General features: G+C 74.0%; 25 protein-coding genes. 8 read left to right on the forward strand and 17 right to left on the reverse strand.

Going from position 1 to position 25,121, the window contains the following annotated elements; all coding sequences use genetic code 11:
• Positions 1 to 4 precede the first annotated feature (4 nt).
• The 12 genes from ftsX to CLV34_RS01940 all read right to left on the reverse strand — a co-directional run bounded on the left by ftsX (position 5) and on the right by CLV34_RS01940 (position 9,536).
• Complete coding sequence (gene ftsX, locus CLV34_RS01885; protein ID WP_100348560.1) at positions 5 to 919, reverse strand: permease-like cell division protein FtsX; 915 nt, start codon at positions 917 to 919, stop codon at positions 5 to 7.
• 2 nt (positions 920 to 921) lie between these two features.
• Positions 922 to 1,611 carry a cell division ATP-binding protein FtsE gene (ftsE, locus tag CLV34_RS01890; protein ID WP_100348561.1) on the reverse strand — a complete coding sequence of 230 codons (690 nt, stop codon included), beginning with the start codon at positions 1,609 to 1,611 and terminating at the stop codon, positions 922 to 924.
• Positions 1,612 to 1,829: 218 nt separating this feature from the next.
• Positions 1,830 to 2,954 (reverse strand): peptide chain release factor 2, encoded by a 1,125-nt coding sequence (prfB, locus tag CLV34_RS01895; RefSeq protein ID WP_100349143.1) that lies wholly within the window; start codon positions 2,952 to 2,954, stop codon positions 1,830 to 1,832.
• Positions 2,955 to 3,023: 69 nt separating this feature from the next.
• On the reverse strand, positions 3,024 to 3,446 hold the full coding sequence (locus CLV34_RS01900; protein ID WP_157803657.1) for a hypothetical protein: 423 nt from the start codon (positions 3,444 to 3,446) through the stop codon (positions 3,024 to 3,026).
• Between the two features lie 77 nt (positions 3,447 to 3,523).
• Positions 3,524 to 4,012, reverse strand: coding sequence for a pilus assembly protein TadE (locus tag CLV34_RS01905; protein ID WP_100348563.1), 489 nt, complete (start codon positions 4,010 to 4,012; stop codon positions 3,524 to 3,526).
• The gene (locus CLV34_RS01910; protein ID WP_281255159.1) at positions 4,009 to 4,401 is read right to left on the reverse strand and encodes a TadE family protein; all 393 of its coding nucleotides are present in this window, start codon (positions 4,399 to 4,401) and stop codon (positions 4,009 to 4,011) included. Before CLV34_RS01910 ends, CLV34_RS01905 begins: the two co-directional genes overlap by 4 nt.
• Complete coding sequence (locus tag CLV34_RS01915; protein ID WP_100348564.1) at positions 4,398 to 4,652, reverse strand: hypothetical protein; 255 nt, start codon at positions 4,650 to 4,652, stop codon at positions 4,398 to 4,400. Before CLV34_RS01915 ends, CLV34_RS01910 begins: the two co-directional genes overlap by 4 nt.
• A gap of 70 nt (positions 4,653 to 4,722) precedes the next feature.
• Entirely contained in the window at positions 4,723 to 5,670 is a 948-nt protein-coding gene (locus tag CLV34_RS01920; RefSeq protein WP_100348565.1) for a type II secretion system F family protein, read from the reverse strand.
• Positions 5,667 to 6,524, reverse strand: a complete 858-nt coding sequence (locus tag CLV34_RS01925) for a type II secretion system F family protein (protein ID WP_100348566.1) — start codon at positions 6,522 to 6,524, stop codon at positions 5,667 to 5,669. The genes CLV34_RS01920 and CLV34_RS01925 overlap by 4 nt, the downstream gene beginning before the upstream one ends.
• A gap of 1 nt (position 6,525) precedes the next feature.
• Positions 6,526 to 7,794, reverse strand: a complete 1,269-nt coding sequence (locus tag CLV34_RS01930; RefSeq protein WP_100348567.1) for a TadA family conjugal transfer-associated ATPase — start codon at positions 7,792 to 7,794, stop codon at positions 6,526 to 6,528.
• Positions 7,795 to 7,951: 157 nt separating this feature from the next.
• Complete coding sequence (locus CLV34_RS01935) at positions 7,952 to 8,272, reverse strand: hypothetical protein (RefSeq protein ID WP_100348568.1); 321 nt, start codon at positions 8,270 to 8,272, stop codon at positions 7,952 to 7,954.
• 127 nt (positions 8,273 to 8,399) lie between these two features.
• Positions 8,400 to 9,536 carry a S1C family serine protease gene (locus CLV34_RS01940; protein ID WP_100348569.1) on the reverse strand — a complete coding sequence of 379 codons (1,137 nt, stop codon included), beginning with the start codon at positions 9,534 to 9,536 and terminating at the stop codon, positions 8,400 to 8,402.
• A 202-nt stretch (positions 9,537 to 9,738) separates the two neighbouring features.
• On the opposite strand from CLV34_RS01940, the gene CLV34_RS01945 reads away from it, so the two are divergent.
• Positions 9,739 to 11,046, forward strand: coding sequence for an MFS transporter (locus CLV34_RS01945; RefSeq protein ID WP_100348570.1), 1,308 nt, complete (start codon positions 9,739 to 9,741; stop codon positions 11,044 to 11,046).
• Between the two features lie 75 nt (positions 11,047 to 11,121).
• Positions 11,122 to 12,363 (forward strand): aminotransferase class I/II-fold pyridoxal phosphate-dependent enzyme, encoded by a 1,242-nt coding sequence (locus CLV34_RS01950; RefSeq protein ID WP_245858894.1) that lies wholly within the window; start codon positions 11,122 to 11,124, stop codon positions 12,361 to 12,363.
• A gap of 27 nt (positions 12,364 to 12,390) precedes the next feature.
• Here CLV34_RS01950 and CLV34_RS01955 read toward each other — a convergent pair whose 3' ends face one another.
• Entirely contained in the window at positions 12,391 to 13,023 is a 633-nt protein-coding gene (locus tag CLV34_RS01955; RefSeq protein WP_100348571.1) for a LysE/ArgO family amino acid transporter, read from the reverse strand.
• A 90-nt stretch (positions 13,024 to 13,113) separates the two neighbouring features.
• Between CLV34_RS01955 and CLV34_RS01960 the strand changes: the two genes are divergently transcribed.
• Positions 13,114 to 14,055, forward strand: coding sequence for a LysR family transcriptional regulator ArgP (locus CLV34_RS01960; RefSeq protein ID WP_100348572.1), 942 nt, complete (start codon positions 13,114 to 13,116; stop codon positions 14,053 to 14,055).
• A 27-nt stretch (positions 14,056 to 14,082) separates the two neighbouring features.
• On the opposite strand, the gene CLV34_RS01965 is transcribed toward CLV34_RS01960, so the two are convergent.
• Positions 14,083 to 16,386, reverse strand: coding sequence for an esterase-like activity of phytase family protein (locus CLV34_RS01965; protein ID WP_100348573.1), 2,304 nt, complete (start codon positions 16,384 to 16,386; stop codon positions 14,083 to 14,085).
• Between the two features lie 106 nt (positions 16,387 to 16,492).
• Entirely contained in the window at positions 16,493 to 17,722 is a 1,230-nt protein-coding gene (locus CLV34_RS01970) for a multidrug effflux MFS transporter (RefSeq protein WP_100348574.1), read from the reverse strand.
• Positions 17,723 to 17,794: 72 nt separating this feature from the next.
• Between CLV34_RS01970 and CLV34_RS01975 the strand changes: the two genes are divergently transcribed.
• The gene (locus CLV34_RS01975) at positions 17,795 to 18,586 is read left to right on the forward strand and encodes an SOS response-associated peptidase (protein ID WP_100348575.1); all 792 of its coding nucleotides are present in this window, start codon (positions 17,795 to 17,797) and stop codon (positions 18,584 to 18,586) included.
• 115 nt (positions 18,587 to 18,701) lie between these two features.
• On the opposite strand, the gene CLV34_RS01980 is transcribed toward CLV34_RS01975, so the two are convergent.
• Both CLV34_RS01980 and CLV34_RS01985 read right to left on the reverse strand, forming a co-directional pair.
• Positions 18,702 to 19,703: an adenylate/guanylate cyclase domain-containing protein gene (locus CLV34_RS01980; RefSeq protein ID WP_100348576.1), complete on the reverse strand. Its 1,002-nt coding sequence runs from the start codon at positions 19,701 to 19,703 to the stop codon at positions 18,702 to 18,704.
• Positions 19,704 to 19,728: 25 nt separating this feature from the next.
• Positions 19,729 to 20,613 (reverse strand): biotin--[acetyl-CoA-carboxylase] ligase, encoded by an 885-nt coding sequence (locus tag CLV34_RS01985; RefSeq protein WP_100348577.1) that lies wholly within the window; start codon positions 20,611 to 20,613, stop codon positions 19,729 to 19,731.
• 142 nt (positions 20,614 to 20,755) lie between these two features.
• Here CLV34_RS01985 and CLV34_RS01990 point away from each other — a divergent pair, with 142 nt between their 5' ends.
• Genes CLV34_RS01990 through CLV34_RS02005 form a run of 4 tightly spaced genes read left to right on the forward strand, consistent with a single transcriptional unit; the run spans position 20,756 to position 24,971 of the window.
• Positions 20,756 to 22,369 carry an acyl-CoA carboxylase subunit beta gene (locus tag CLV34_RS01990; protein ID WP_100349146.1) on the forward strand — a complete coding sequence of 538 codons (1,614 nt, stop codon included), beginning with the start codon at positions 20,756 to 20,758 and terminating at the stop codon, positions 22,367 to 22,369.
• Positions 22,370 to 22,388: 19 nt separating this feature from the next.
• Positions 22,389 to 22,922, forward strand: a complete 534-nt coding sequence (locus CLV34_RS01995; protein ID WP_100348578.1) for a hypothetical protein — start codon at positions 22,389 to 22,391, stop codon at positions 22,920 to 22,922.
• Positions 22,919 to 23,194: an acyl-CoA carboxylase epsilon subunit gene (locus CLV34_RS02000; RefSeq protein WP_100348579.1), complete on the forward strand. Its 276-nt coding sequence runs from the start codon at positions 22,919 to 22,921 to the stop codon at positions 23,192 to 23,194. Before CLV34_RS01995 ends, CLV34_RS02000 begins: the two co-directional genes overlap by 4 nt.
• A 55-nt stretch (positions 23,195 to 23,249) precedes the next feature.
• Positions 23,250 to 24,971: a DUF885 domain-containing protein gene (locus tag CLV34_RS02005; RefSeq protein ID WP_100348580.1), complete on the forward strand. Its 1,722-nt coding sequence runs from the start codon at positions 23,250 to 23,252 to the stop codon at positions 24,969 to 24,971.
• Positions 24,972 to 25,121 lie beyond the last annotated feature (150 nt).

The following is a 25,121-nucleotide window of genomic DNA, read 5'->3' on the forward strand; positions in this document are numbered from 1 at the left end:
CGCCTCACACCCTCGTGTACCGACGCAGGGTCACGCCGCTGGCGACCACGGCGAGCAGGATCGCGATCCCGACGAGCGCGGGCGCGAGCGTCAGGACGTCCCGCTGCGTGACGTACGGCGCCCACGTGACCGACTGCGCGAGCCAGTCGTCGACGACGTACTTCACCCCCAGCCACAGCCCGCCGACGGCGAGCCCCGCCCCGACCACCGCCGAGATCGCGCCCTCCAGCATGAACGGCAGGTGCACGAACCAGTTGCTCGCCCCCACGAGGCGCATGATCTCCGTCTCGCGGCGCCGGTTCATCGCCGACAGCCGGATGGTCGTCGTCGTCAGGAGCACCGCCGCGACGAGCATCACGACCGCGAGCCCCGCGGCCAGCGCCGACGCCCGGTTCATCGCCAGGAACAAGGAGTCGAAGACGCGTCTCTCGTCCTCGACGTACTCGACCCCCGGGCGTCCCGTCAGCACGTCCGCGACCACCTCGTACTCCGACGGGTCGGTGAGCTTGATCCGGAACGACGCCTGCATGTCGTCCGCGGTGAGCTGCGTGCCGTCGTAGCCGTCCGGGTAGCGCTGCTGGAACTCCTTGAACGCCTCGTCCTGCGACTCGAACGTGGCCTTCTGCACGAACGGCGCGACGTCGTCCGACGCGAGCAGGTCCCGGAGGTCGTCGACCTGCGCCTCCGTCGCCTTGCCCGACGCGCAGTTCGCCACCGTCGAACCCGTCGGGCACAGGAAGACCGAGACCTCGACCTTGCCGTACCACTGGTCCTTCAGCTTGCCGACCTGCATCTGCAGCAGGCCCGCCGCACCGACGAACGTCAACGACACGAACGTCACGAGGATCACCGCGACCACCATCGTGAGGTTGCGGCGCAGCCCGAGGCCGACTTCCGACAGGACGTACTGTGCCCGCACGCTCAGCGCTCCGATCCGTAGACGCCGCGCGACTCGTCGCGCACGACCTCGCCGTCCTTCAGCTCGATGACCCGCTTGCGCAGCTCGTCGACCATCTCGTCGTCGTGCGTCGCCATGACGATCGTCGTGCCGTTCCGGTTGATGCGGTCGAGCAGCCGGGTGATCCCGAGCGACGTCGTCGGGTCGAGGTTGCCCGTCGGCTCGTCCGCCAGCAGGATCTGCGGACGGTTCACCATCGCGCGGGCGATCGCGACCCGCTGCTGCTCACCCCCCGAGAGCTCCTCCGGGTGACGCTTCTCCTTGCCGTCCAGGCCGACCAGCTCGAGCACCTCCGGCACCCGGAGCCGGATCGCGTGCCGCGGCTCGCCGATCACCTGCATCGCGAACGCCACGTTCTCCTGGACCGTCTTGTTGGGCAGCAGGCGGAAGTCCTGGAACACCACCCCGATCTGCCGGCGCAGCTGCGGCACCCGCCAGCTCGACAGGCTCGACAGGTCGCGACCCGCGACGAACACACGGCCGCCCGTCGGGCGCTCCTCCCGGAGCACCAGCTTGAGGAAGGTCGACTTTCCCGACCCCGACTGACCCACCAGGAAGACGAACTCGCCGCGCTCGATGTCGACCGCGACGTCGTCGAGCGCAGGTCGCGCACCGCGCGTGTACACCTTGGTGACGTCCTCGAACCGGATCATCACCCCTCCCCGCTGGGTGCCGCGGCCACCGACGGGCCTCAAGACCGCGTCGTCGGCAGACGCCGCGGGCCGCACGGACGCACGGCGGGTTCGAGAGTAGGCACGGCCGCCGGAGGCGGGACGGGAGGCACGCCGGTGTGTCGGCTACCTGGGCGTCCGCTGTACCGCGTGGGCCAGGGCCGCGGGCTGGGCTGCCGTGGCGCGCAGCCCGGGCAGCATCAGTCCTGGCCGCCGCCGCGACGCCAGCGGATGCCGGCCTCGATGAAGTCGTCGATGTCGCCGTCGAACACCGCCGACGGGTTGCCGACCTCGTGCTCCGTGCGCAGGTCCTTGACCATCTGGTACGGCTGGAGGACGTACGAGCGCATCTGGTCGCCCCAGCTCGCCTTGATGTCGCCCGCGAGCTCCTTCTTCTTCGCCGCCTCCTCCTGCTGGCGGACCAGCAGCAGGCGGGACTGGAGCACGCGCAGGGCGGCCGCGCGGTTCTGGATCTGCGACTTCTCGTTCTGCATCGACACGACGATGCCGGTCGGGATGTGCGTCATGCGGACCGCGGAGTCCGTCGTGTTGACCGACTGACCGCCCGGTCCGGACGACCGGAACACGTCGACCTTGATCTCCGACTCGGGGATCTCGACCGAGTCGGTCTGCTCGATGAGCGGGATGACCTCGACCGCCGCGAACGACGTCTGCCGGCGGCCCTGGTTGTCGAACGGCGAGATGCGGACCAGGCGGTGCGTCCCGGCCTCGACCGACAGGTTCCCGAACGCGTACGGCGCCTTGACCTCGAACGTCGCGGACTTCAGGCCCGCCTCCTCCGCGTACGACGTGTCGAGCACCGTCGTCGAGTGGCCGTGCCGCTCCGCCCAGCGCAGGTACATGCGGAGCAGCATCTCCGCGAAGTCCGCGGCGTCCACGCCACCGGCGCCCGCGCGGATCGTCACGACGGCCTCGCGCGCGTCGTACTCGCCGTTCAGGAGGGTGCGGACCTCGAGCGCGTCGAGGTCCTTGCGGATCGCGGTGAGCTCCGACTCAGCCTCGGCCAGGGTGTCAGCCGTGTCGCTGCCGTCCTCTCCGTACTCAGACGCCATCTCGACGAGGACCTCGAGGTCGTCGATCCGGCTCGCCATGTGGGTGACCCGGTCGAGCTCGGCCTGCGTCTGCGACAGCGCCGTCGTGACCTTCTGCGCCGACTCCGGGTCGTCCCACAGGTCCGGAGCGGCCGCCTGCTCGGACAGCTCGGCCACCTTCTTCTCGAGCGCCGTCGGGTCGCTCACCGACTCGATGGACTCGAGGGTGGAGCGAAGCGCCTTGATCTCAGCCGCGAAGTCGATGGTTGCCACGGTGCTCAAGGGTACGCGAGTCGTACGCCCACCCCGGCCCGCGGTCGTACCGCAGGGACCCGCAGGAGCTCAGTCGGCCCGCGCGCTCGACTGCGCCGTCACCGTGATTCCGTCCGCAAGGCCGGCCGTCAGCCACGTCAACGCCCCCGGGCGAACCCTCGTGGACAGCGCGACGTGCGCGGTCCGACCGTCGGGCGTGGACGCGTCGACCACCCGCACGTCCGTCAGCCCGCGCAGCGCCTCCGGGTGCTCCCGGACCTGGTCCCCGACCGCGTCCGCCACCCCGGTATCGGTCAGCATCACCTCCGGCGAGCCGCCCGCGCCGAGCCGGTCGTAGTACGACCCGGTGTCGAGCTCGTCCGCCGCCCCGACGGCGAGCGCGTCCGCGGCGTCGTACAGGCGCTGGCGCGCCAGATGTACTTGAGACGCCGCAGCCAGCACCAGCACCAGCGCGAGCGCCACCGCGACCACCCCGATCGTGAGGAGCAGCACGCTGCCCCGCTCCCCCGCGCGACCGGCGCACGCACCGTCGTCTCCCCTCCGCCGGACGCTGCACGCCCACCACGCCATCAACCCCACCCCGACAGGTCCGCGTACCGGTCGAACGTCCCCGTGCCGTCCGCCACGACGACGACGTGCAGCGGCACGTGCCCCTGCAGGAAGCGCGGCGCGCCGGGCAGCGGCACGTCCACCCGCACGTGCGTCAGCACCGTCGAACCCGGTCGCCCGCAGCCGTCCGCGGGGCAGGTCACCGTGAGAGCCGACGGGCCGGCACCGGCGACGTGCTGGTCGGCGAACGCGAGCCGTGTCGCCGCGAGCGCCAGACGGGTACCGGTCCTCTCGTCGGGCGACGTCACGAACACGCGCGCCGCACCGCTCGCCGCCTGCTCCGCCGCGAACGTCGCCGCCTGGACCCGACCGACGGTGACCACCAGGTAGACGAGCGGGAGCAGCAGGAGCAGGGTCGCGCCGAGGAACTCGACCACCGCGCTCCCCTCCTCGCGGCGCCGCGCCGTGCCGTGGTCGCGTGCGGCCCGTCGCCGAGCGTCCGCCGTCACGACGGCTCCCGCACCGCGTGGCCCACGACCGTGAGCCAGCCGCCCGGCCCGAGCAGACCCACCACAGGCAAGGGCGCCCGGACCGTCACCTCGACCACGGAGACGCCGTCGACCTGCGTGTAGCGGGCCGACACGTCGTCCGCGAAGCGGGACGAGAGATCGGCTGTCGCGAGCTCGCGCGTCCGCGCGACGGCGTCCTCCGGCGACCGGTCCGCCCGCGCACCGTAGCGCGCCCCCTCCGCCGCGCTGTCCACCAGGACCGCGCGGACGTGGCGCGCCAGTGCCACCTGCACGACCCCGAGGAACAGCGCCATGACGAGGATCGAGACGAGCACGAAGTCGACGACGGCCGCACCGTCCTCGCGACCGCCACGGCGAGGACGGCTCACGGCCCCTTGACGCTCGAGATCGCGTCGGAGAACGTCTTCGACAGTGCCGGACCGGCGATGGCCCACAGTGCGACGACCAGTCCCGCCGTCATCAGCGTGACGAGCACCCAGCCCGGCACGTCGCCGCGTTCCCTGTCATCCCGCGCCCGCCGCACCGCGACCGCGGCACGGACCCCGGCGCGGAGGGCGACCTCCTGCGCGCCCTCCCGCACCGCGCGGCCGACCCCTGCGACCTCGCTCCACCTCGACATGTCAGTCCTCTCAGGTTCCCGGTCGACCGACCGGCTGTTCCGGATGCGCCGCACGCGCGGCGCGGGTTCCTCACATCCCCACCCGGAGGGTGGCGAGGCTCGGGAAGACGGCGAACGCGACGGTCACGGGCAGGACGAGGAAGACGACCGGGACCATCATCCCGACCTCCTTGCGTCCCCCGGCTTCGAGCAGTGCGCGACGGCCGGCCTCGCGGACGTCCTGCGCCTGCGCGCGCAGGACGTCCGCGAGCGGTGTGCCGCGCTCGACCGCGACGGCCACGCCGTCCGCGAACCGGGTGACGGGCGCCAGGCCGACGCGGTCGGCCAGCTCCTCGAGCGCGCGGCTGAGCGGCGTCCCGGAGCGCACGGCCGCGAGCGCCGCCGACAGCTCGTCGGCGAGGGCGCCGTGCGCGGTCCGGGCCACCCGGTCGAGCGCTCCGACGGGCGCCTCCCCCGCGGTGACGGCGAGCGCGAGGAGCTCCGCGACGGTCGGGAACTCGGCGAGGATGCGCTCCTCGCGGGTCCGCACCTGCCGGGACAGGTTCTGGTCGCACAGGAGGACGCCCGCGACGCCCGCGACGACGACGAGCAGCAGCGCCGGCACGACGGAGGCCCCACGGACGACGACGAGGAGGACGGCGACCGCCAGACCGAGCGCGAGCCCGACCGCACCGGCAACGAGCTGTCGCGCGCGGAACTGCTCGACGGTGTCGCGCCGGCCGGCGCGTGCGAGGCGCCTTTCCACGTCGGCGCGGGACGATCCGAAGCGCTCGAGCCCGCGCCCCACGTCGGTGGACCAGGGCGCGACGAGGCGTTCCAGCACGGCGAAGGGCGTGGTGACGGGATCTTCGTCGAGCAGCCGCGAGACCGCGGACCAGGAGCGCAGGCCGGGCGCCACACGGGCGACGAGGGTCGGACGGCGCCGTCGCAGCCGGGTCACGACGAGCAGCACGCCGAGCGCGGCCGTCCCGCCGAGGACGGCCCCGGTCGGGACGAGGTGGGTCGAGGCACCGGTCATCGCAGCACCCGGTTCTCCTCGGGCAGCCGCCCGATGCGGATCATGGTGCGGTACGCGACGACGCAGCTCGCGGCACCGGTGAGCAGGACGGCGGCACCGGTGACGGAGTCATAGGCGCGCGCCGTCTCCGGGCGGGTCGCGAGCAGGCCGAGGACGACCCACGGTCCGGCGACGGCGAGGCGTGCCGCGTTGACCGTCCAGGACTGGCGTGCCTCGATCTCGCCGCGGGTGCGTGCGTCCTCCCGGAGGAACCGGCTCAGGGTCCGCAGGAGCCGTCCGAGGTCCGTCCCGCCGACCTCGCGGGTCATGCGCAGCGCCTCGACGATGCGGTCGCCGACGGGGTCGGCCAGCCGCTCCTTGAGCAGGTCGAGCGATTCGCCGAACCGTCCCGACGCGCGGAAGTCGCGGGCGAAGGCGAGGAACTGGGGCCGCAGCTCGACGGGCCCGCGGTCGCCGAGCTGGACGAGCGCCTCGGGCAGCGACAGGCCGGCGCGGACGGCGGACGCGAGGTGGTCGACGACCTCGGGCCACACGTGCCGCAGCGCGGCGCGACGACGCCGGGCCCTCGACCGGACGAGCGACCACGGCAGGCCTGCGGCGAGCAGCGCGAAGGCGAGGGCGATGGTGGGAGAACGCGTCAGGGCGGCGGCCAGCACCAGGACGACGACCGCGAGCGCGACGCTCGCACCGACCAACCCCGACGGGCGAACCGTTCCGGCGCCTGCCTGCACGAGGAGGTCCTGCGTGCGGGCGGACCAGCCGGTGCGACGGGCGCGCTGCTGCGTGGGAGGCCAGCAGGCCGCCCACACGGAGGCCAGGCCGGCACCCAGGAGCAGTCCGATCACGACGCCCATCTCAGACGTGCACCCCGACCGGTCGCGCGGTCGGCGGACGGCTCAGGAGCGTGGCGACGTCGATGCCGGCCCGGGCGAACCGCTCCGGGGCGGGGACCTCGGCGTCGCCCCGGACGAGCTCGCCGCCGGTCGGACCGGCGCCGACACGACGGAACAGGCTGGCGGTCTCGATGACGCCGTTCTCCACGCGGCCGGGCACGGCGAGCACCTCGCGCACGTGACGTCGACCGGACGGCGCGACGTCGAGGTGGACGACGAGGTCGACGCACGACGCGACCGTGGGAACGACGAACCGGTCGCTGACGTTCTCGCCCGCGAGGAGGGGCAGCGCGGTGAGCTTGCGCACGGCGTCGCGCGCCGAGCTGGCGTGCAGCGTGCACAGTCCGGGCAGGCCGGCGTTGAGGGCGACGAGGAGGTCGAAGGCCTCGGCCTCGCGCACCTCGCCGATGACGATCCGGTCGGGGCGCATGCGCAGCGCCTCCTTGACGAGCCGGCGCAGGGTGATCTCGCCCGTCCCCTCGAGGCTCGCCTGCCGGCACTGCATCGCGACGACGTCGCGAGCACCGACGCGCAGCTCGAACACCTCCTCGCAGGTGACGACGCGTTGCGTGACGGGCACGGAGCCCAGCAGCGCGTTGAGCATCGTGGTCTTGCCCGCCTGCGTCGCACCCGAGACGAGGATGTTGAGCCCGGCGCGCACGCTCGCGTCGAGGAACAGTGCGGCGTGCGGTGTGAGGCTGCCGAGGGCGACGAGCTCGCCGAGGTGCCCGGCGCGCAGCGTGTGCTTGCGGATGTTCACGGCGGGGTGCTCGCGCGTCACGTCCGGGAGGACGACGTGGAGCCGTTCGCCGCCGGGCAGGCAGGCATCGACGAACGGTGACGAGATGTCGAGCCGTCGGCCGGTCGGTGCGAGCATGCGGTCGACCAGCGCCCGCAGCTCACCGGGGTCGAGGATGGTGGTCGTGAGCTCGGGCTCTCCGCGCCGCGCCACGAACACCTGGGCGGGGCCGTTGACCCAGACCTCCTCGACGTCGGGGTCGTCGAGGTAGGGCTGGAGGGGGCCGAAGCCGGCGACGGCGTCGAGCACGTGCTGCGCGACGGCCGCCGGGTCCGTGAGGGTGGGCACGAGACCGCGGACGGCGCGCGCGTCGTAGTCGACGAGCACCTCGTCGACCAGGCGTCGCGCACCGGCGGCGTCACGTGCCGGATCGAGCCCGCGACGGCGCACGAGCTCGCGCACCTCGCCCTCGACGATCTCCCCTGCGTCCACATCCGCCCCCTCGCGGTCCCGCTCGTCGCGGTGCCCTCGGCCGCCACCGTAGGGCTTTTCCGTCACGGCCGTCAGCGGCCTGTGGACAACCCGTCGGACTCCCGTTCACCGCGTGCCGGACGGACTCTCGTCGCGGCACGCGGTGAACGGCGTCCGGTCAGGGGCGGCGCTTGCAGGACGCCGTCGCGGTGGCGTTGTCGGAGATCACCTTGAACGTCGCCTTGGAGCCGTTCGCGCTGACGTTGACAGCCCAGTACGTCGTGTTGCCGTTGGTCGCCGAGTAGGCCTTCACGCCGTTGACGTAGACCGAGATCTGCCCGCGGCCGCTCGCGCTGACGTAGGCGACCGGTGCGTCCGCGGGGCAGCTGATCGACGCGGTCACCGTGCGGATGGTGGCCTGCGCCGCCGTGACCGGCACGACGACGGACGCGACGAGGACGCCGAGACCGATGAGACCAGCAGAGAGCTTCCTGACCATCATGTTCCCCCAGGTGGTAGATACCCGGCATCGTCGCCGGACCGGGGATAACATAGCGAACCTTACATATCGGGACAAGGCCTGAAACCGGTGCATGAACCACGCGGCCGCGCCGGCCACGCGACGGTCAGGCGTCGACACGCGCCAGGATCTGGTGCACCACGGACAGCACGTCCCCCGCGGGGATCGCGTAGCCGGTGACGACGCGCGTGCCCGAGGACGCCGCCGTCGTGATGCCGACGACCTCGTCCTCGTCGTCCAGGAGCGCTCCGCCCGAGTCCCCCGCGACGACGTCGGCGTCGACCACGATGAGCCCCGAGAGCGACTCGCTCGTCTCGCCCTGCGACGCGCTCGTCGTGATCGAGGCGTCGAGCTGCGTGACGTCGCCCGACGCCGCGACGAGGACGCTGCGCCCGCCGGCGTTCCCCACGGCGGTGACGTCGTCGCCGACCGCAGGATCGTCGTCGTCGTCCCAGGTGGCCGTCGCCAGCCCGGACGCACCCTCGAGCTGGAGCACCGCGATGTCCGAGGTCGTGCTCTCGCCCACCACCTCGGCCCGGTACGACTCGCCGGTCGACGGGAGGGTCACCACCACCTGGGTGGCGCCCTCGACGACGTGCGCGTTGGTCACGACCTCGCCCGACGACGTGAGCACCACGCCTGTCCCGGCGGCCTCGCCCTCGTCCGTGGCGACCTGGACCACGACGACGCCCGTCGACTGGGCGTCCGTGGCGGCGGCGACCGACTCGTACGAGGTCGTCGAGCCCGAGGTGCCCGACCCCGACCCGGAGGTCCCGTCCTGGTCCGTGCTTCCCTGGGGGCCGCCGAAGCCGTCCGCGGGTCCGCCGGCGGAACCGTCCGACGACCCGCCAGGCGCGCCGCCGCCGCCTTCGGTCGTGCCGCCGGACGTCCCCGGCCCGGTGTCCTGGCCCGGCACTCCCGAGCTCTCGCCGCCGAACGCTCCCTGCTGCCCGCCGGACGACCCCTGGGCGACCTCGCTCGACCCCGAGCCGCCGTCGGCCAGCGCGACCGCGCCGGCCCCCAGACCACCGCCGACCACCAGTGCGGCGGCGACCGAGCCGACGAGGACACGTCGTGCCCGGACCGCGGGCACGACGTTGTGGGTCGCGTGCCCGGCCGGGACCTCGTCGTCGCCGAGGTGGTGGAGCGGGTGTCCGGGTCCGCCGTGCTCGGTCGCGCCGGACGAGGTCGGCGAGGTCGGCGGCGTCGAGGCGTCGGGTCGCGGCGTGTGCTGGTCGTCCATGGTGTCCTCCGAGGTTCGTCGAGGTCACCCATGCCACCCCGCGGCGTTGTGCGGACCGTCAGCCGACCCCAGGCCTGCACTGAGAAACACCTGACAACTTCCGGGGAAGGTATGATCGAATCGATTCGGACCGTGCCTCTCGCCGGCCGGACCCCCGCGCGAGCGGCCGCTCGGCCCCGCACCCCCCACCCCCGGAGTCCCCGTGGCCACGCCCGCACTCGAGACCGTCGTGCCCCCGCACGTCCGCCGCACGCGCCTCAGCCTGCTCGGCGTCTTCGCGCTCTTCGGGCTCGCCTCGGCCGCGTGGCTCTCGCGTCTGCCCACCGTGCGGACCCAGCTCGGCGTCTCGGACGCACAGCTCGGCGCGATCCTCACCACCGGCGCCGTCGGCGCCCTCTGCGCGGTGATCGTCTCGGGCGCCGTCGTCGCGCGCTTCGGCAGCCGCACGACCCTCGTGTTCAGCAGCTGGGTGTTCGTCGTCGCCACCGCGACGCTCGGCCTCGCGCTCGCGACCCGCTCCGTCCCGCTGCTCGTCGTGGGGCTGTTCGTCAACGGCGTCACCGGCGCCCTGACGAACGTGCCGATCAACACCAACGCGGCCGCCGTCGAGAGGGCCATGGGCCGGTCGGTGATGTCGCAGTTCCACGCCACGTTCTCCGTGGGAGCCGTCGCCGGCTCGGCGCTGGGGGCACTGTGCGCCCACCTCGAGGTCGGGCTCCCCGTCCAGCTCTTTGTCACGGCGGCCTTCGTCGGAGCGGCCCGGCTCGCGCTCGTCCCCTCCGCGACCGCACTGACGCGCGGCGACCAGGTGGACGGCACGAAAGAGCCACAGGTCGACCCCCGCATCGACGCGGCGCTCGCAGACCCGGGCGCGGCGGAGACCCTCGACCCGCCGCCGGCACGCCGCCGGGGCGGAGCCGTCCGGGCCGCCGCGGCGGCATGGCGCGAGCCCCGGACCGTCCTGATCGGCCTCGTCGTGCTCGCCGCATCGCTCTCCGAGGGGACCGCGAGCAACTGGCTGCCCATCGCGGTCGGCGACGGGTTCGGTCAGGCCGACGCCACCGCGGCCCTCGTCCTGACGACGTTCACGGCCTCGATGACGCTCGTCCGCGCGCTAGGACCCCAGATCGTCGACCGGCTCGGCCGCACGCGCACGCTCGTGGTGTCGGGCACCGTCGCGACCGTCGGCCTGCTCGCCTTCGGGCTCGCCCCGTCCTTCGCGCTCGCCTGGGTCGGCGTCCTGCTGTGGGGCTTCGGCGCCGCGCTCGCCAACCCCGTCGCGCTCACCGCGGCGGCCGACGAGCCGCAGCACGCACCGGTCCGGGTGTCCGTCGTGACGACGTTCGGCTCCGTCGCCCAGCTGTCGGCCCCGCCCGTGCTGGGGCTCCTCGTCGACGGCATCGGGGCGCGGCACACGCTCACGCTCATCGTGGTCGCGATGGTCGTCTCGGTCGCCGCGTCGCCCGCCGTGCGGCCGATCGGGGCGGCCGCCCTGCGCACGCGACGCTGAGGTGCGCGTCGCACACAGGTGCGGGGGCTGGCTCGCAGCGGTTCGTCCCGACAGGCGGACAGTACGCTCGGGCCCGTGCCCGCCCTCCCTCCCGGCCGCTGGCGCGACGCGGCCCGCGCGACCGGCCTGCTCGCCCCCGACGGCACGGTCGCCGCGACCGTGTTCGCCGAGATGAGCGCGCTCGCCGCGCGCACCGGCGCGATCAACCTCGGGCAGGGCTTCCCGGACGTCGACGGCCCGTCGTGGGTCCGCCGGGCGGCCGTCGACGCGATCGCCCCGGACGCCGAGTCGGGCGCCAACCAGTACCCGCCCGGCCCGGGCGTCCCCACCCTGCTGGACGCGGTCGCCGCCCACCAGGACCGGCACTACGGGATCCGACTCGACCCCGCCACACAGGTCCTCGTGACGACGGGCGCGACCGAGGCGCTCGCCGCGACGGTCCTCGCGCTCGCGGGACCGGGCGACGACGTCGTCACGCTCGAGCCGTTCTACGACGCGTACGCCGCGTGCATCGCGCTGGCCGGCGCGCGACACCTCACCGTCCCGCTCGTCCGCGACCCCGCGCGACCGGGCGCTCCCCTCCGGCTCGACCTCGACGCGCTGCGCGCCGCCGTCACGGACCGCACCCGGATCGTCCTCGTGAACACCCCGCACAACCCGACCGGGACGGTGCTGACGCGCCCCGAGCTCGAGGCGGTGGCCGACGCGGCGCGCCGCCACGACGCGATCGTCCTGACCGACGAGGTCTACGAGCACCTCGTGTTCGACGACGCCGTGCACGTGCCTGTCGCGACGCTGCCCGGCATGGCCGAGCGGACGCTCACGGTGTCGTCGGTCGGCAAGAGCTGGTCGCTGACGGGGTGGAAGGTCGGCTGGGTGACCGGCCCCGCCGAGCTGCTGACCGCCGTACGGACGGTCAAGCAGTTCCTCACCTACGTGTCGGGCGCACCGTTCCAGCCCGCGGTCGCACGGGCGCTCGGCGACGACACGTTCCCACGGGAGCTCGCCGCCTCGCTCGCGGCGCGCCGCGACCTGCTGTGCGAGGGCCTCGACGCCGCGGGCTTCGCAGTGTCGCGGCCGCGGGGCACGTACTTCGTGGTCGCGGACGGCTCCCCGCTCGGCTTCGACGACGGGGCCGACCTGTGCCGGCGGCTGCCCGCGCTCGCAGGCGTGGTCGGCGTGCCGATGTCGGCGTTCTGCACGCCGGGCTCCCCGACGGCCGTCGCCCTGAGGTCCTCGGTCCGGTTCACGTTCGTGAAGAAGGAGCCGGTGCTGCGCGAGGCGGTCCGCCGCCTCGCCGCGCTCCGGCGCGCCTGAGGGCGCGCCGCTGACGGGACGCGCCCGTCAGCGCAGGACGAGCGAGACGGCCACAAGGACCATGACGACCGCGACGACGCCGTCGAGCACGCGCCACGCGACGGGCCGTGCGAACAGCGGCGCCAGCAGCCGGGCGCCGTACCCGAGCCCGACGAACCACACGACGCTCGCGCACCCCGCCCCGGCGGCGAACGCCCAGCGCTGGCCGCCGTGCCCTGCGGCGACCGAGCCCAGCAAGAGCACCGTGTCCAGGTACACGTGGGGGTTGAGCCACGTGAGCGCGAGCGTCGTGACGACGGTCGCGCCGAGCGCGGCGGGCGGTCGGGCGCCGGCGGGGTGCAGCGTGCCCTCGGCGCCACGCGGCAGGGCGCGCCACGCGGCGCGGGCGGCGTAGGCGAGCAGGACGGCCGCGCCGCCCCACCGCACGACGGTGAGGACGGCGTCGGACCGCGCGACGACGGCGCCGAGCCCCGCGGTCCCCGCCGCGATGAGGACGAGGTCGCTGCCGGCGCACAGCGCGACGACGGTCCCGACGTGCTCGCGCCTCAGCCCCTGCCGCAGCACGAAGGCGTTCTGCGCGCCGATCGCGACGATGAGCGAGAAGCCGAACAGCGCGCCGGCGACGGCGGTGGCGGCGGTGGCGGGGTCGGAGGCGGGCACGTCTCGAACCTAGGCCGGTCTGGCCGCGCGAAGGCGTCGCATCGGTCTTCAGCAGGACGACATCTCCTGCGGGATCCTTAGCATGGCTTCATGGAGTGGGATCTCGCCCAGCTGCGGGCGCTCGACGCCGTGGTCACGCACGGCACGTTCGAGGCGGCGGCGCGCGCCCTGCACGTGACGCCCTCGGCCGTGAGCCAGCGGATCAAGACGCTCGAGGGAGCGGCCGGTCGCGTCCTGGTGCGGCGGTCTCGGCCCGTGACCGTGACCGACGACGGGCGGACCGTGCTCCGCGTCGCGCGCCAGGTCGCGCTCGTGGTCGCGGAGGCGGACCGCACCCTCGGGAGCGAACCGGACCCGGACGGAGACGTCGCGCCCTCCCCCGCCCCGGTGGTCGTCGCGGTGGCCGTCAACGCCGACTCGCTCGCGACATGGGTGCTGCCCGCGCTCGCCGGGCTCGGCGACGGCGTGTGCCTCGACCTGCGCCGCGAGGACCAGGACCACTCGCTCGACCTGCTGCGCGACGGCGACGTCATGGCGGCCGTCACGAGCGAGCCCTCCCCCGTCCAGGGCTGCACGGTCACGCGGCTCGGCGCGATGCGCTACCTGCCGATGGCGTCACCCGCGTTCGCGCGCCGATGGTTCGGGTCGCGGACCGCGCCGACGGTCGTCCGCGAGCGCCTCGCGGTCGCCCCCGTCGTCGTCTTCGACCGCAAGGACGACCTGCAGGACGCCTACCTGCGCGGGGTCGCCGCCACCGGTCGACGCGGCGAGCGGGACGCGGTGCTCGACCCGCCACGCCACCACGTCCCGGGGTCCACCGCCTACGCGGAGGCCGTCCGGCGCGGCATGGGCTGGGGCATGCTGCCCGAGCAGCAGGCGGCCGACCTGCTCGCGCGCGGCGACCTCGTCGTCCTCGACCCGGCCGCGGCGCACGACGTGACGCTGTTCTGGCAGCAGTGGCGGATCCGCTCCGACGCGCTGGACCGGGTCGCGGCGGCGGTGGCCGCCGCGGCCCGGTCCGCGTTGCGCTGATCCCTCAGCGCCGCCGGCCGCGGCGCGTCACGACCGCGCGGCCGCCCGGATCGCGGCGGTGCCGCGGTCCGCGGCGTCCGTGAAGAACCCGTCCATGCCGGCGGCGAGGAACGCGTCGACCTCGGCCGTCATGTCGCCGTACGCGTTCGGGTCGGCGCTCGACCGCAGGTCGGTCGGCAGGAACGTGTTCTCGGGCCGGAACGTCCACCCGTGCACGACGAGCCCGGCGCGGTGCGCGTCCCGGATCACGGTCGTCGGCGTCCCGAGGGTGCCGGCCGCCGTGCGCGGGATCATCACGTCTTTGCACACGCCCACGCCGTCCGCGTACCGGGCGACGTCGCGCAGGCCGCTCGCGGTGACGAGGTCGGCGTACGTTCGAGGGTCGCCCGCCGCGCGCAGGTCGTACGGCGCGCCCGAGCAGTCGACGAGCTGGACGAGCGGGAGGCGCGTCATCCGGTGCAGGGCCCGGAGGTTGCCCACCTCGAAGCTCTGGATGAACACCGGCGAGCCGGGCCGGTCGAACCCGTTGCGGTGCAGCTCGGCGAGGAGCGGCTTCTCGAGCGGCAGCCCGACCGAGGCGAAGTACGACGGGTGCTTGGTCTCCGGGTAGACGCCCACGGCCTTCCCGTCGCACGTGCGCGAGTGGCGGGCCAGGTCGAGGACCTCGTCGAGCGTGGGGACCTGGTAGAGACCGTCGAGCGCCGTGTTGGCCGGACGGGTCGCCGGGATGCGCTCCTTGGCCCGCAGCGTCTTCAGTTCGGCGAGCGTGAAGTCCTCGGTGAACCAGCCGGTGACCGCCTTGCCGTCGATCGTCTTCGTCGTCCGGCGGTCCGCGAACTCGGGGTGGCTCGCGACGTCCGTCGTGCCGCCGATCTCGTTCTCGTGCCGGGCGACGAGCACGCCGTCCTTCGTGGAGACGACGTCGGGCTCGATGTAGTCGGCGCACAGGCGGATCGCCGTCGCGTACGACGCGAGCGTGTGCTCGGGCTCGTAGGCGGGCGCGCCGCGGTGGCCGATCAGGGTCACGTCGTCGGTCGCGACACGCGTGGGCCGGATCTCGACGACGTCCATCTCGGTGTCGTCCGGCGTGCCCGGGACGCGCGCGTCGTTGCCCGGGTAGTTGTTGTCGTTCGCGATGAGGTAGCGGTCGTGGCCGAGCGGGACGATCGTCTCGAACGACTGCACGGGCAGCGAGAACGGGTCGCCCGTGCCGTACCCGTCGCCGGCGCCGATGCCGCCCGGGTTGGCGATGTCGAGCGCGTCGAACAGGAGGGTCTTCGTGGCGTAGCCCTCGGCGTCGGTACGGTCGAGGTCGACCGTGTAGACGCGCTTGATGACGGCCTTGGCGCCCTGGAAGTCGTCGCGCTCCGCGATCACGAGACGGTGGCGTCCGACGGTGTGGGCGTCGGCGACCATGTCGCCGTCCATGTCGGTCTGGTACGCCCAGCGCTGCCCGGTGTACCGGTGCTTGCGGGTGTCGTACTCGTAGACCCACCGGCGCCGGGCCTGCGTGTCGTCGAGCAGCGCGCGCTCGACGACCGGGTAGAGGTAGCGGCCGTCCGCCGACGCCGCGAGCGCCTCGAACCCGCCGGACGACGGCACGTTCGGCTTCTCCCCCGCCGCGAGCGTCGGGTTGCTCGGCGACTTGCCGTCGGGGAACGCGACGGGCGCCTCGAGCACGCGGCCCGTGCGGTCGGCGTGCACGAGGAACGGACCGAACTCGTCACCGATCCACAGGCTGCCGTCCTGCGCGCGGACGACGGACTCGATGTCGAGGTCGGCGCCGGTGAGCAGCCGGTCGCGGGTGTCCTCGTGGACGATCGGGAACGGGAAGCGGTGGTCGGGATCGCGCAGCGAGATGTAGCCCTCGACCTCGATCTCGCCCGAGCCGGTCAGCGCGCCGTGGCGGGAGGTCTGCCAGTGCGGGTCGACGTGGTAGAGGCGCAGGAGGTAGTCGGCGGAGTTGGCCTTCGATCCGAAGCCGTTGTCGGGCTGGGCCCAGAAGGTGCCGTCGCCCGCGTCGAGGACGGCGGAGAACCCGGGGATCACCTGTCCCGCGAAGGGGCCGGTGCGGCCGTTCGCGGGGGTGGCGAGGGCCCCGGACGCCGGTCCGGGCGCGAGGTAGTCGGCCGAGAGGGTGGCGCGGGCGACGAGGGTCGCGCGGTCGACGGTCCGGGTCGTCTGGTGCGACGACGCGTCGTGCAAGGGGGCACCGTGCGCGGCGGCGCCGTGGTCCGCGCCGGAAGCAGCCGCGGTGAGCGTGGTGAGGGGCGCGAGGAGCGTGGCGGCGAGAGCAGTCGCCACGACGGGTGCGATCTGTCGTCTTCTCATGGTTCCGACCGAACCGCGAGGACCTGGAATCGCGGTGCCGTCCCGGCGCACGCCGCACGACGTCACCGTGAACTCTGGGGCGCCGCACAGGCGGCGCCCCGCGTGCTCAGAGCCGGAAGCCGCCGCCGCGCCGGAAGGCGGGGGTCGCGACCGCCAGGACGATCAGGGCGAGGGCGATCGACCCGGCCATGACGGAGCTCATGGCGAGCGCGGTCGCGCCGAAGACCCCGACGAGCGGGCTGATGACGCCCGCGATCCCGGTCTGCAGCGCGCCGATCACCGCGGACGCCGTCCCGGCCATCTCGCCGTGCCGGGTGAGGGCGAGCGCGGACGCGTTGGACGGCACCATGCCCTGGAACGCGAGCACGAGCCACAGCCCGACGAGCACCCCGAGGATCCCGCCCGCGCCGGTCGCGGTGAGCACGACGAGCCCGGCCGCGAAGCACATCTGGACGACCAGCGCCGTGCGCAGCAGGCGGATCGGCGCGACCCGGTGGACGAGCGCCGCGTTGACCTGCGCGGAGGCGACCAGGGCGACGCCGTTGATCGCGAACAGGAGGGAGAACTGCGCCGACGACAGCCCGAAGCCCTCCTTGAAGACGAACGGCGAGCCGGAGACGTAGCTCAGGACGACGGCCATCCCGAACCCGGGCAGGGAGGCGAGGGCGAGGAACCGCGTGTCCCGCACGAGGGTGCGGTAGCCGCGCAGGGCTGTGCCGATCCCGCCGGCGGTGCGCCGCTCGGGTGCGAGCGTCTCGGGCAGGACGCGCCAGACGACGACGGCGAGCACGACGCCCATGCCCGCCAGGACGACGAACGTGCCGCGCCAGCCGCCGAACCCTTCGACGAGCGAGCCGATGGTCGGGGCGAGCAGCGGCGAGAGGCCGATCACCAGCATGAGCCGCGAGAGCATGCGGGCGGCGTCGGCACCGGCGAAACGGTCGCGGATGATCGCCATGCTCGTGACCGCGCACGCCGCGTTGAACATGCCCTGGACGGTGCGCAGGCCGACGAGGACGCCGATGGTCGGCGCCACGACGCAGAGCAGCGAGGTGACCACGTGCCCGGCGAGACCGACGAGCAGCGGGGGGCGGCGGCCGAACCGGTCGGACAGGGGCCCGATGACGAGCGTGCCGAGTGCGGAGCCGATGAGCATGGCGGACATCGTGAGCTGCGCGCCGGCGTCGGTCGTGTGCAGGTCGTGCCCGACGTCGGGGAGCGTCGGGAGGTACATGTCGGTCGTGAAGGCCGGGAGGGCGGCGAGCGCGCCGAGCAGTAGGATCCAGGCGACGTTCGACCGGGGGCCGCGAGCGGCGGCGGGATGAGGGTCGGTCACCCGGTCATCGTACTCGAAACGATTCGAGAGGGCCTCGGGAAATTGTCGGCGGCCCGCGGCAGGATGGCACCCATGTGCGGCCGCTACGCCTCCTTCCGTGAGACCCAGGACCTCGCCGACGCGTTCGCGATCGACGCGGCGCTCGTCGACGACCGCGCGCGCGAGCTCGCACCGTCCTGGAACGTCGCCCCGACCGACGACGTCCGCATCGTCGTCGAGCGCGGGCGCAAGCAGGACGACGGCACGACCGGACCCGTCGAACGCAGCCTGCGCGTCGCCCGCTGGGGCCTCGTCCCGAGCTGGGCCAAAGACCCGTCGGTGGGCAACCGCATGATCAACGCGCGCGCTGAGTCGCTGCTCGACAAGCCCGCCTTCACCAAGCCGTTCGCCGCCCGGCGCTGCCTCGTGCCCGCCGAGGGCTACTACGAGTGGCGCGTCGTCGAGCCCGGCACGCCCGCGACGGCCGGACGCAAGGCCACCCGCCCCCGCAAGCAGCCGTACTGGATCACCCCGGCGGACGGCGACGTCGCCGCGCTCGCCGGGCTCTACGAGTTCTGGCGCGACCCCTCCCGCGGCGCCGACGACCCGCTGCGCTGGCTCGTCAGCGCCGCCGTCGTCACACGCGCGGCCTCCGACGACCTCGCCCCGATCCACGACCGCATGCCGCTCGTCCTGCCCCGGTCGGCCTGGGACGCGTGGCTCGACCCGACCGTCGGCAAGGACGAGGCCGCCGCCCTGCTCGACGTCGCACCCGAGACGATGGTCACGCGCACCGTGTCGCCGCTCGTGAGCAGCGTGCGGAACAATGGACCGCAGCTCCTCGACCCGACCGACCCCGGAGAACCACCGTGTGCTACCCCGTGACCTGCGCGACCTGCGGCAAGACGACGTGGGACGGTTGCGGCCAGCACGTCGAGGACGTCCGGCGCGTCGTACCGGCCGCCGAGTGGTGCCCGGGGCACGACGCCGGCGGAACCGCTCAGCCCTGATACGCCCGCTGCAGCCGGACCGGCTCGACCACGCCGAGGCCCTGAACCTCCCGGGGCGACTCCGCCGTGAGCGCCAGCCCCGGCTCACCGGCGAGCAGCGCCGCCGTCGCGCGGTCCATGAGCACCGACCCGGGCTCGGCGATGTCGACGAGCCGTGCGGCAAGGTTCACGCTCGGCCCGAACACGTCGCCGAACCGTGACAGCACGCGGCCCCACACGAGGCTGACCCGCACGGGGACCCCGGCGGCACCCGGCTCGTCCGGGGACTCGCGCAGCCGCAGCGCCACCTCGGCACCCGTCGCGACGGTGTCGGCGACGAACAGGACCGCGTCGCCGATCGTCTTGACGACCCGCCCGCCGGCGGAGGCGATCCGGTCCCGCGCCCCCGCCTCGAAGCTCTGCACGAACTGCGACAGCTCGACCGAGTCGTAGCCGGCCGTGCGTTTCGTGAAGTCGACGATGTCCGCGAACCCCACGGCCCGGGCGAGCTCCAGGTCGTCCACCGGCGTGCCGTCGTCGCGCATCGCCGAGAACTCGACCTCGTACCGGGTCGCGTACGTCGCGAGGTGCCGCCGCCAGGCGTGCCGGAGCTGCTCCTCGAGCAGCGGCGCGATGCGGGGCAGGGCGTCGAGCAGCTTGAGCCGGGCGGTGACCGGGTCCACGCCGTGGTGCTCGACCAGGTCGCCGACGAGCGCCTCCGCCTGCCACAGCACCAGGCGCTCCATCGTGTGCCCTGTCGAGCGCACCAGCGTCGTCATCGTGGACTCGTCGAGACCCGTCGCCTGCGCGAACGCGAGGATCTGCGACAGCGCCGCCACGTCGTCCTCGGTGAAGATGCGCTCCGCGCCCTCCACCACGGGCAGGCCGAGCGCGAGCCAGTAGGCGCGCACCGTGTCCTCGTCCGTGCCGACCCGGGCGGCGAGCTCCGTCAGGGTCAGGTCGTCGCCCGGGCCGCCGGCCCGGGACGGGACCCCCTGTGCGTCCTGCGTCACGCGCCCAGACTAGCCACGACAGGGGTCACGCGGTCCGGTTCTCGGCGCGGACGTGCCGGACGTCGCCCGTGACGACGGGCACGTCGACCCCGTCGGCACCGCGCACGACGAGCTCGCCGTCCGGCCCGAGACCCGTCACCGTGCCGACGAGCACCGAGCCGTCCACGCGGTCCACCGCGACCCGGACCCCGAGCGTCGCGCACACGTCCGCGACCTCGTCGGCCAGCGTGCCGCCCGTCGCGCCCCTGGCCGCCCGCGCGTCGCCACCGGCCGCGCGCCAGGTGTCGAGCACCCCGAGCACCTCGCGGACCTGCGCGTCGAGCAGCGCGCCCCGGTCGGTCGTGGCCGCGCCCGCGAGCGCCAGCGACGTCGCGCTCGGCACGGGCAGCTCGTCGGCCCCCTGGCTGACGTTGATCCCGACGCCGAGCACGGCCCGGCCGTCCGGCAGCCCCTCGCAGAGGATCCCGGCGACCTTCCGGTGCGGGCCCCACCCGTCGACGGCGTCGGCCGCGGGGAGCAGGACGTCGTTGGGCCACTTGAGGACGGCGTCCAGGCCCGTCGTCGCCCGGAGCGCCCGGACGACCCCGAGCCCGACGAGCAGCGGCAACCACGGGACGCGGTGCGGCGGGACGCCGGGGTCGACGAGCAGGGACGACGTGAGCGCAGCGCGCGGCGGGGTGTGCCAGACGCGGCCCGCGCGGCCGCGGCCGGCGTCCTGGTGGTCGGCGACGAGCAACGCAGGAGCCTGCCAGGCGGACGGCTCGGCGGCCACCGCGGCGACGAGGTCGGTGTTCGTCGACCCGCTGCGCGCCACCACGTCGAGCCGCGCGAGCGGTCCCGCCGGGGCGACGAGCGTCGCAGCGAGGAGCTCGGGGTCGAGCGGTGCACGGGCCGCCGGAGTCGTCAGCATGCGCCCATTGTGCCCGCGTGCGAGCCGGGCTCGGCGTTGTGCGACTCCTCCAACGGCGGGCGGCGCGTGCAGGCCGCACCTGCCATCGAGTTGGCGGCAACCACCAACTAGGCTCGGGGACGTGACCGAGGCCATCCCGTCGATTCAGTCGTCGTCCCCGTCCGCCGATGCACCAGCTCGTCCCGTGGGCACCGCCGGAAAGCTTGCCGACCTCGCCGCCCGCGGCGCACAGGTCCGTGAGGCTGCCGAGGAGACCGCGCGCGCCAAGCAGCACCCCCGGGGCAAGAAGACCGCCCGCGAGCGCATCGACGCCCTGCTCGACGAGGGCAGCTTCGTCGAGCTGGACGCCTTCGCGACCCACCGGTCGAGCAACTTCGGGCTCGACAAGAAGAAGGTCCCCGGCGACGGCGTCGTCACGGGCTACGGGACGATCGACGGCCGCCAGGTCTGCGTCTACAGCCAGGACTTCACGGTGTTCGGCGGCTCGCTCGGCGAGGTGCACGGGCAGAAGATCACGAAGGTGCAGGACTTCGCGCTGCGCACGGGCGTGCCGCTGATCGGCATCTCGGACGGCGGCGGCGCGCGCATCCAGGAGGGTGTCGCGGCGCTGACGCAGTTCGCGGAGATCTTCCGCCGCAACGTGGCGGCGTCGGGCGTCATCCCGCAGATCTCGCTCATCCTCGGCCCGAGCGCGGGCGGCGCGGTGTACTCCCCCGCGTTGACCGACTTCATCGTGATGGCCGACAAGACGTCGAACATGTTCATCACGGGCCCGGACGTCATCCGCGCGGTGACGGGCGAGGACGTCGGCTTCGAGGAGCTGGGCGGCGGCCAGACCCACAACGAGCGCTCGGGCGTCGCGCACTACCTGGGCGCCGACGAGGACGACGCGATCGACTACGTCCGCCACCTCGTGTCGTTCCTCCCGCAGAACAACCTGTCGGACGCGCCGCAGTACGTCCCCGAGGACGTCGACCTCGAGGTCACCGCGGACGACCTGGTGCTCGACACGCTGGTCCCGGACTCCGACTCCCAGCCCTACGACATGCGCGCCGTCCTCGAGACCGTCCTGGACGACGGCGACTTCCTCGAGGTGCAGCCGCTGTTCGCGAAGAACGTCATCGTGGGCTTCGGGCACGTCGAGGGGCAGAGCGTCGGCGTCGTCGCGAACCAGCCGCAGGCGATGGCCGGGACCCTCGACATCAACGCGGCCGAGAAGGCCGCGCGCTTCGTGCGCACGTGCGACGCGTTCAACATCCCGGTGCTGACGTTCGTCGACGTCCCCGGCTTCCTGCCCGGCACGGACCAGGAGTGGAACGGCATCATCCGCCGCGGCGCGAAGCTCATCTACGCGTACGGCGAGGCGACGGTCCCGCTCGTCACCGTCATCACCCGCAAGGCGTACGGGGGCGCGTACATCGTCATGGCGTCCAAGCAGCTCGGCGCCGACGTCAACCTCGCGTGGCCGACCGCCCAGATCGCCGTCATGGGTGCGTCGGGCGCGGTCAACATCCTGCAGCGCGGCGCGCTGCGGTCGGCCGCGGAGGCCGGCCAGGACGTCGAGGCCGAGCGCCTGCGGCTCGTGCAGGAGTACGAGGACGCGATCGTCAACCCCTGGGACGCCGCCGCGCGCGGGTACGTGGACGCCGTGATCGCGCCGTCCGAGACGCGCGTGCAGATCGTGCGGGCGCTGCGGGCGCTGCGCACCAAGCGCGCGAGCCTGCCCCCCAAGAAGCACGGGAACATCCCGCTGTGACGCGTGCAAGGATCGTGCGATGAGCGACCACGACGACACCACCCACGGCCCCGTCCCCCTGCGCGACGTCGACCGCGCGCCGTTGCACGCCGCCGTCGACGCCCTCGCGGCCGCGCTGCACGAGTACGTCGACACGGCGGTGGGCGTGCGGGCCGAGTTCGGCGCGTCCGAGGCGGACGAGGACCCGCGCATCCTCGCGCTCGAGTCCCGGATCGCGGGCCGCAACGCCGACGTGTTCGACGCCCTGCACACCTCGCTCGGCATGCACCCGGACCTCAACACGCTCACGTGGGGCGACGCCGACGCGCACGACCACGACCACGACGGCGCCGACGAGCCCCTCGAGGCCGAGGTGTTCTACCTCGGTTTCGTGGTGACCCCGCCGACGCGCGCCAGCGACACCACGATGGGCGGCGTCATCGGCCTCCTGGACGAGGCGGGCGAGGCGACCGTGCAGCGGCTCGGCGAGGCCGGGTTCGAGGTCGTCGAGTGGGCGGCGTCGCGCGGCGAGCCCGACCTGTTCGACGACGACGACGACGAGGACGACGCGTGACGCCCGCGGACCGGGGCGCGGCGGACGACGCCCGTGCGGCTCTCCCGCAGGTCCGGGTGGTGCGCGGCGAGCCGGACGAGCTCGAGATCGCCGCGCTCGTCGCGGGCCTGGCGGCGGCGTCGTCCGGCACCGTGCCGGACGACGTGGCACCCGTGGAGGAGTGGACGAACCGGACCCGCGTGATGCGCGGGAACGGGGGCACGGCGAAGAGCTTCGGTGCCCGTGCGGGACGTCACAACGCGGACTCGTGGCGCTGGAGCCTGCGCTCCTGAGCCCCCGCCGCCGAGCGGCGGCGACGACACCGTACCGGCCGGTAGGGTGCGGGGCGTGGCAGATCAGCAGCGCACCCCCTCGTCCGTCGACGCCGTCGCCGACTCGTACGTCGACACGCTCGCCCGCCTGGACCCGTTGTTCGCGACCGAGGCCGGGATCCCGGGGCACGACCACGAGCTGCCGGACCTCTCCCCCGCGGGTCACGAGGCGTACGCGGCCGCCGCCCGCGAGGTGCTCCGCGCGCTCGACGACGCGGAGGCACGGGCCGGCGACGACCTCGACGCCACCGACCGGGTCACGCTCGCCGCGATGCGCGAGCGTGTCGGGCTCGACGTCGAGTCGTTCGACGCCGGGGACCACCTCAGCGACGTCAACAACATCGCGAGCCCCGCGCAGGGGTTGCGCGACGTGATCGACCTCATGCCCACGGCCACGGTGGCCGACTGGGAGAACGTGGCCGCGCGACTCACCGCGCTGCCCGCCGCGCTCGACGGGTACGTCGAGACGCTGCGCGAGGGCGTCGCCCGCGGCCAGGTCGCGGCACGCCGGCAGGTCGTCGAGGTGGCACGCCAGGCGCGCGAGCTGGCCCACGCGGACGAGTCGTTCTTCACGTCGCTCGTCCGGGGGCCCGAGGTCGACGCGGTGCTCGACGGGTCGTCGGCGTGCTCGCTGGTGCGCCGCGACCTGGAGCACGGCGCGAGCGACGCGCGGGCCGCCTACGGGCGGCTCGCGGCGTTCCTCACGGACGAGCTCGCGGCGCACGCCCCCGAGCGCGACGCGGTGGGTCGCGAACGGTACGCGCGGGCGTCGCGCCAGTTCCTCGGCGCGACGATCGACCTCGACGAGGCGTACGCGTGGGGCCTGGACAACCTGGCGCGCGTCGTCGCCGAGCAGGAGGCCACGGCCCGTCGGATCGCGGGCCCGGGCGCGACCGTCGAGGACGCCGTGGCGGCGCTCGACGCCGACCCGGCCCGCGTCCTCGACGGCACGGACGCCCTGCGCGCCTGGATGCAGGAGACGTCCGACGGTGCGATCGCGGCGCTCGACGGCCGCCACTTCGACATCCCGGGGCCGCTCCGCACCCTGGAGTGCCGGATCGCGCCCACCCAGTCGGGCGGCATCTACTACACGGGCCCGAGCGACGACATGTCCCGGCCCGGACGCATGTGGTGGTCGGTGCCTCCGGGCGTCACGCAGTTCTCCACCTGGCGCGAGAAGACGACCGTCTTCCACGAAGGCGTCCCCGGCCACCACCTCCAGGTCGGCCAGGCCGTGTTCAACCGCGCCGCGCTGAACCGCTGGCGTCGGCTCGCCTGCTGGGTGTCGGGCCACGGCGAGGGCTGGGCCCTGTACGCGGAGCGGCTCATGGCGGACCTCGGCTTCCTCGAGGACGACGGCGACCGCTTCGGCATGCTCGACTCGCAGCGGCTGCGCGCCGCGCGCGTCGTCTTCGACCTGGGCGTCCACCTCGAGCTGCCGGCCCCCGAGGAGTGGGGCGGCGGCACGTGGGACGCCGACAAGGCGTGGGCCTTCCTGCGCGCCAACGTCAACATGGACGAGGGCTTCCAGCGGTTCGAGTGGATGCGCTACCTCGGGTGGCCGGGGCAGGCGCCGTCCTACGCGCTCGGGCAGCGCCTGTGGGAGGAGGCCCGCGACTCCTCGCTCGCCGCCGACGGCGCGGCGGGCCGCGAGCCGGACCTGCGGGGCTTCCACGCCCGCGCCCTGGCCCTCGGCTCGGTGGGCCTCGACGTGCTCCGCGACGCGCTGTCGTCCTAGGCGCGGGGACCGCGGTCTGCCGGGCCGCCCAGAAGTTACCTCCCGGACACACGTCGAGCGAGACGCGGGGGCCCGGGCGCGCTTACGGTGGGCGCAGAACGACGCACCGCGCCGTCGGACGCCGCCCCCACGGTCGGCTGACGACGGACC

The sequence above is a fragment of the Luteimicrobium subarcticum genome (genome assembly GCF_002798015.1).
GTDB lineage: Bacteria > Actinomycetota > Actinomycetes > Actinomycetales > Cellulomonadaceae > Luteimicrobium > Luteimicrobium subarcticum.